The sequence below is a fragment of the Vibrio sp. 970 genome (assembly GCF_033339075.1).
The window spans coordinates 1-576 of record NZ_JAWOTW010000608.1; the positions used below are offsets into that span (position 1 = coordinate 1).

General features: G+C 44.3%; 1 pseudogene. It reads left to right on the forward strand.

Annotation, left to right across the window (positions count from 1 at the left end):
* Positions 1-50 precede the first annotated feature (50 nt).
* Positions 51-518 (forward strand): annotated as a pseudogene (locus tag R7Q11_RS28150) (ankyrin repeat domain-containing protein).
* Positions 519-576 lie beyond the last annotated feature (58 nt).

Genomic DNA, 576 nt, shown 5'->3' on the forward strand with positions numbered 1-576 from the left:
ATCAGGGCTCTCGTAGGCCATTTTCTGTCATTTTTAATGAGGATGGGTGAATGAAAAACGTATTCTTGCTCAGCTCTGTACTATTTTCTTTGGGTTTATCTTTTAGCTTGTTTGCCTCTCAAGACAAACTCGAAACTCAATATCAATCCTTAGTAGAGCTCTTTTTTGATGCTGCGCGCATTGGTAACAATGAAGTGGTTGAAACCTTTGTATCGCAAGGTTTCCCGATTGATCAGCGCAACAACGAAAGTTACACCGCGCTAATGGTGGCGGCATATCAGGGTAATAAAGACACGGTACGGTTACTGCTCGACTCTGGAGCGAATGCCTGTTTACAAGACAAGCGTGGTAACACGGCCCTGATGGGGGCGCTGATTAAGCGCGAAATTAGTATAGCGAAAGACTTGTAGCAAGCGGAATGTTCGCCCGATTTGCGCAACAAAGCCGGACTCGACTTGAAGACGTTTGCAGAGATTTATGGCCAGTCGGAAGTGTTGAAATCTCTTCAGAATAAATAGAGCAAAAACAGATCAAGAAAAACCAAGCAAGCAAATGATGAGTAAGACGCGATCCCAA